Genomic DNA, 5,635 nt, shown 5'->3' on the forward strand with positions numbered 1-5,635 from the left:
CCCCCCGGCGCCCCTCCCCCGAAGGCGGTGCTACAGCGGCAGCAGGTCCGGCCGCTTCGGCTCCACGTGGTCCCCCGAGGACTCGCCGCGCAGCCGGCGGCCGATCCACGGCACCAGGTGCTCGCGCGCCCAGTGGATGTTGTCGCGCCGCACCTCGGCGGGCGAGCGGTGGCCCTCGTCGGGCCAGGGCTGGTCCGGGTCGGCCGGCACTTCGAGGCCGAGCACCTGGGCGGCCCGCAGGGCGACCCGGGTGTGCCCGTCGGGCGAGAGGTGGAGCCGGTCGTCGCTCCAGGCCCTGCGGTCCTGCACCGAGCGCAGCGACCACAGGTCCAGGACCGGGCACCCGTGCCGGTCCGCGATGGCGCGGACGTGGGCGGTGTACGTCGCGATCTTGCCGCGCAGGTGCCGCAGCACGGGCACCCCGCGGGTGTCGAAGCCGGTGCACAGCAGCACGATGCCGACGGAGGAGGCCAGCTCGGCGACGGCCCTCTCATAGCGCTCGGCCACGTCGTCCGGGTCGCTGCCCGGACGCAGGATGTCGTTGCCGCCGGCGCAGAACGTCACGAGCTCGGGGCCGAGCTCCTTGGCCCGGGGCACCTGCTCCGCGACGATCTGGTCCAGGAGGCGGCCGCGCACGGCGAGGTTGGCGTAGCGGAAATCGTGCTCGGGGCGCTGGTCGGCGAGGAGTACGGCCAGTCGGTCGGCCCAGCCGATGAAGGTGTCGTCCGGCCCTGGGTCGCCGACGCCTTCGGTGAAGCTGTCCCCGACGGCTGCGTACGACCCGATCGCGCTCTTGCTGAAGGAATTCGAATCGTCTGCCACGTCAGCACATCTTTCCTCGCCGGGAGTGACCTACGCCACCGTAACCAGGGGTTGACGAGCCGTGATGTATCCCACCCCGACGAACTCCCCGCAAGCGGAATACGTCGGCGCGGCTACCGCAGGGAGCGGATTGCCCGTAAAACCGGTGTCGTATGGTCGGTGAGCCGCCTCGCCGACGACCAGCGCCGGCAGCGAAGACCCGAGGAGCGCCCGTGACGCAGACGCCGCATGTGCCGTCCACCGAGCCCGAGCTGGCGGGGGTGCGCAACTTCCGCGATCTGGGCGGCCTGCCCGCCGCGGACGGACGGCGGGTGCGGCACGGCGTCCTCTACCGCAGCGGGCACCTCGCCCACGCCACCGAGGAGGACGCCCGCTTCCTCGGCACTCTCGGCCTGCACACCGTCTTCGACTTCCGCAACGACGCCGACATCGCGCTCGACGGCCCGGACGTGGAGCTCACCGGCGTGCGCAACGTCAACCTGCCGCTCAACGACCCGGCCCACGGCGCCGAGTTCTGGAACATGGTGCGCGCCCGCGACCTCGCGCAGATCCGGACGGCCCTGGCCGACGGCCGGGCCGCGGACCGGATGGCCGAGACGTACCGCGAGGTGATCACGGGGCGGACGGCCGAGCTCGGTCACGTCCTGCGCTCCCTCGCCGAGGACAGCGTGCCCGCGCTCATGCACTGCGCCGCCGGCAAGGACCGCGCCGGGCTGTCCGTCGCGGTCACCCTGCTCGCCCTCGGCGTCGCGCGCGACACCATCGAGGCCGACTACCTGGAGTCGAACGCCCCTCACCGGCGCTACCGGATGCGGCGGGCGCCGGAAGCGACCGGGCCGGAGGACCGGGAGATCGCGGAGCTGCTCTCCCCCATGTTCGAGGCCCGCGCCTCCTACCTCCGGGCGGCGTTCGACGAGATCGACGGCACGTGGGGGTCGGCCGACCGCTACCTGGCCGACGGGCTGGGGCTCGGCCCGGCGGCCCGTGAGCGGTTGCAGAGCCGGCTCCTCACGGACTGACCCGGCGCTCCGCCCCGGACCCCGGTCCTCAAACCCCGGACAGGCCGATTTCCTGCCCGGATCAGCGGTTGGCCACCGCCTGCTTCACCAGTGTCCGCCCGAAGTCCCAGAGCAGCCCGCCGCCGCCGTGGGCGTCGTCCATCACCGCCGTGAAGGCGTCCACGAAGCGGTCCACCTCGCGCTCCCCGATGATCAGCGGCGGGATCAGCTTGATCACCTCGAGGTGGTCGCCGGAGACCTGGGTGAGGATGCGGTGCTTCTGCAGCAGCGGCACCACGACCATCTGCGCGAACAGGCCCTTGCGAGCCGCCTGGAGCATCGCCCAGCGGCTGCGCAGCCCCAGCGAGGACGGCTTGCCGAACTCGATCCCGATCATCAGGCCCCGGCCGCGGACGTCGTGCAGCAGCTCGTACTTGCCCACGAGCGCCGCGAGGCGGGTGCGCAGCAGGTCGCCCGTGCGCCGGGCGTTCGCGACGACCTGCTCGTCCTCCAGCACCGAGAGCACCGCGAGCCCGGCCGCCATCGCCTGTGCGTTGGAGCCGAAGCTCGCCGAGTGCACGAGGACCCGGTCCATCGAGGAGTAGACCTTCTTGAAGATCCAGTCCTTGCCGAGGGTGGCACCCACGGGCACGTAGCCGCCCGAGAGCGCCTTGGCCACGCACACCAGGTCCGGCTCGACGCCCGCCTCGTGCTGGTAGGCGAAGAAGTCGCCGGTGCGCCCGACGCCCGTCTGCACCTCGTCCGCGATGAGCAGCGCCTTGTGCCGGTGCAGCAGCTCCTGGGCGGCGCGCAGGTAGCCCGGCGGCGCCTCGTGGACGCCCTTGCCCTGGATCGGCTCGACGACGAACGCCGCGACGTCCCCGCGGGCGAGCTCCCGTTCCAGCGCCGCGAGGTCGCCGAGGGGTACGGCGGTGTCGGGCAGCAGCGGCGCGAAGCCGTCCCGGAAGCCGGCCTCGCCGTTGACGGAGAGCGAGCCGGTGGTCAGGCCGTGGAAGGCGTGGCTGCAGTAGAGGACCCGCGGCCTGCCGGTGGCGTACCGCGCGAACTTCAGGGCCGTCTCCACGGCCTCGGTGCCGCTGTTGCCGAAGAAGACCCGGTCCAGGTGCGGGGCGTACGCCAGCAGCTTCTCGGCGAGGAGGCCGGGCAGCGGCTGGCAGTCGAAGCGGGTGAGGTCGGCGAGCGAGGCGTCGAGGACGTCGTGCAGCGCCTTGCGGACGACGGGGTGGTGGCGGCCGACGCCCATCACCCCGAAGCCCGCGAGCATGTCGAGGTAGTCCTGCCCGTCGGCGTCCCAGAAGTAGGCGCCCTCGGCCCGCTCGTAGACCTTGTCGAAGCCGATGGTGTGCAGCATGCGCGGCAGCTGGTGGTTGAGGTGCCGGGCGTGCAGGTCGTACCGCTCGGCACCGCGCTCGGCGAGGAGCCGCGCCAGATCGAAGCCCTTGGGGCTCCCGGCCGTCCCCCCGCTTGCGGCCGTGCCGGCCGTGTCCGTCGTGTCGGCTGTCATGCGTCGTCGTTCTCCTTGCCGGCCGCGGGAACGCCTGCGGCTTGCTTACGGGCCCGGGCTCCGATACGGGCCGGGGCCTCCTTACCGGACGCGGCGTCGTTACGGACCGGGGCCTCTTTACGAGCCGGGGTCTCCTTGCCGTCCGCCGCTTCGTTGCGAGCCGGGACCTCCGTATCGCCCTCGGCTTCCTTACGGGCCAGCGCGGCGCTGATCCGGCCGGCGATCTCGGCGGGGGTGAGCCCGAGGTCCGCCAGGACCTCGCTGCGCTTGGCGTGCGGCAGGAACTGCTCGGGGATGCCGAACGTGCGCAGCGGCACGTCGATGCCGGCGTCGCGCAGCGCCTGCCCGACGGCCCAGCCGACGCCGCCGGTGCGGCTGTTGTCCTCGACGACCGCGACGAGCCGGTGCCGGCCGGCGAGCCGCACCAGCGCGGGGTCGACGGGCTTGACCCAGCGGGGGTCGACGACGGTGCACGGCACGCCGCGGTCTTCGAGGAGCTCCGCGGCCTCCAGGCACACGCCGGCCATGGTGCCGACGGCCACGAGCAGGACCTGCGGCTCGGCGCCGCCGGCGGGCAGGCCGATGACGTCCGTGCCGCCCTCGCGGGCGAGGGCCGGGACGGGCTCGCCGACGCACTCCTTGGGGAAGCGGATGACGGTCGGCGCGTCGTCGACGTCCACGGCCTCGCGGAGCTGGGCGCGCAGCTGGCCGGCGTCGCGCGGGGCGGCGATCCGCAGGCCGGGCACGACCTGCAGGATCGACATGTCCCACATGCCGTTGTGGCTGGGCCCGTCGGTGCCGGTGACGCCGGCCCGGTCGAGGACGAACGTCACGCCGCACTTGTGCAGGGCGACGTCCATGAGCACCTGGTCGAAGGCGCGGTTGAGGAACGTCGCGTAGACGGCGAAGACCGGGTGCAGCCCGCCGGTGGCGAGCCCGGCCGCGGACACCGCGCCGTGCTGCTCGGCGATGCCCACGTCCCAGACCCGGTCGGGGAAGGCCTCCGCGAACCGGGCCAGGCCCACGGGGTGCAGCATGGCGGCGGTGATCGCGACGACGTCCGGCCGCTCCCGGCCGATCCGCAGCATCTCCTCGCCGAAGACCGAGGTCCACGACCGGCCGGCCGACGGGGCCAGTGGCCGGGACGTGAGCGGGTCGATCACGCCGACGGTGTGGAAGCGGTCCGCCTCGTCCTCTAGGGCGGGCTGGTAGCCGCGCCCCTTCTCCGTGCGGCAGTGGATGAGGACGGGGCCGTGGAAGCGCTTGGCGCGGCGCAGCGCGGACTCGACGGCGTCGATGTCGTGGCCGTCTATCGGGCCGAGGTACTTGAGGCCCAGGTCCTCGAACATGCCCTGCGGGGCGAACGCGTCCTTGAAGCCCTTCTTGGCGCCGTGCAGGGACTCGTAGAGGGGCTTGCCGATGACGGGCAGGCCCTGGACGGCGCCCTTGCCCCAGGACAGGACGCGCTCGTAGCCGTCGGTGGTGCGGAGGGTTGCGAGGTGGTCGGCGAGGCCGCCGATGGTGGGGGCGTAGGAGCGCTCGTTGTCGTTGACGACGATGATCAGCTGCCGGTCCTTGGCGGCGGCTATGTTGTTGAGCGCCTCCCAGGCCATGCCGCCGGTCAGGGCCCCGTCGCCGATGACGGCGACGACGTGGCGGTTCCAGCGGCCGAGGACCTGGTTGGCCTTGGCGAGGCCGTCGGCCCAGCCGAGGACGGTGGAGGCGTGGCTGTTCTCGATGACGTCGTGCTCGGACTCCTCGCGCGAGGGGTAGCCGGACAGGCCGCCCTTGCCGCGCAGCTTGGAGAAGTCCTGGCGGCCGGTGAGCAGTTTGTGGACGTACGACTGGTGGCCGGTGTCCCACAGGATGCGGTCGGCCGGGGAGTCGAAGGTGCGGTGCAGGGCGATGGTGAGCTCCACCACGCCCAGGTTGGGGCCGAGGTGGCCGCCGGTGCGGGCGACGGCGTGGATGAGGAAGTGGCGGATCTCCTCCGCCAGTTCGGTCAGCTCCTCGGCGTCCAGGGTTTTCAGGTCGCGCGGACTGCGGATGTTCTCCAGCAACGACACGCGGGCCCCCTCCTCGTCGTGCGGCCTGGGCCGGGGCGGCCGCTCGGTCGCTGTTCCTACGGTGGCGGGTCGCCGGTTCAGGCGACGGTGACGTGCGGGGCCCCGCCGGGGGCGCCGTCCGCCGCCATGACTTCGGCGATCTTCAGTGCTTCCTCGATGAGGGTCTCCACGATCTTCGACTCCGGCACGGTCTTGATGACCTCGCCCTTCACGAAGATCTGCCC

The 5,635-nt window shown here is 72.8% G+C and carries 4 protein-coding genes and 1 pseudogene; 1 reads left to right on the forward strand and 4 read right to left on the reverse strand.

The genetic code is table 11. The features are described 5' to 3' along the window. Positions 1–30: 30 nt before the first annotated feature. On the reverse strand, positions 31–822 hold the full coding sequence (locus ACSNOH_RS33120; protein WP_436725150.1) for an SGNH/GDSL hydrolase family protein: 792 nt from the start codon (positions 820–822) through the stop codon (positions 31–33). 152 nt (positions 823–974) lie between these two features. On the opposite strand from ACSNOH_RS33120, the gene ACSNOH_RS33125 reads away from it, so the two are divergent. Continuing rightward, positions 975–1,841: a tyrosine-protein phosphatase gene (locus tag ACSNOH_RS33125; protein ID WP_436725151.1), complete on the forward strand. Its 867-nt coding sequence runs from the start codon at positions 975–977 to the stop codon at positions 1,839–1,841. 61 nt (positions 1,842–1,902) lie between these two features. Here ACSNOH_RS33125 and ACSNOH_RS33130 read toward each other — a convergent pair whose 3' ends face one another. The 3 genes and pseudogenes from ACSNOH_RS33130 to ACSNOH_RS33140 form a co-directional block, all read right to left on the reverse strand. Further along, entirely contained in the window at positions 1,903–3,345 is a 1,443-nt protein-coding gene (locus ACSNOH_RS33130) for an aspartate aminotransferase family protein (protein ID WP_436725152.1), read from the reverse strand. Further along, positions 3,342–5,411 carry a 1-deoxy-D-xylulose-5-phosphate synthase gene (gene dxs, locus ACSNOH_RS33135; RefSeq protein ID WP_436725153.1) on the reverse strand — a complete coding sequence of 690 codons (2,070 nt, stop codon included), beginning with the start codon at positions 5,409–5,411 and terminating at the stop codon, positions 3,342–3,344. Before dxs ends, ACSNOH_RS33130 begins: the two co-directional genes overlap by 4 nt. A 77-nt stretch (positions 5,412–5,488) precedes the next feature. Beyond that, a pseudogene (locus ACSNOH_RS33140) lies at positions 5,489–5,635 on the reverse strand (flavodoxin-dependent (E)-4-hydroxy-3-methylbut-2-enyl-diphosphate synthase); the annotation flags it as partial.

The organism is Streptomyces sp. URMC 127 (genome assembly GCF_051386535.1).
Lineage (GTDB): Bacteria > Actinomycetota > Actinomycetes > Streptomycetales > Streptomycetaceae > Streptomyces.

What these genes read in the sequence shown, in the direction of transcription:
- ACSNOH_RS33125 (WP_436725151.1), top strand. Translation starts at nt 975, where the DNA reads ATGGTCGGTGAGCCGCCTCGCCGACGACCAGCGCCGGCAGCGAAGACC.
- ACSNOH_RS33130 (WP_436725152.1), bottom strand. Translation starts at nt 3,345, where the DNA reads ATGACAGCCGACACGACGGACACGGCCGGCACGGCCGCAAGCGGGGGG.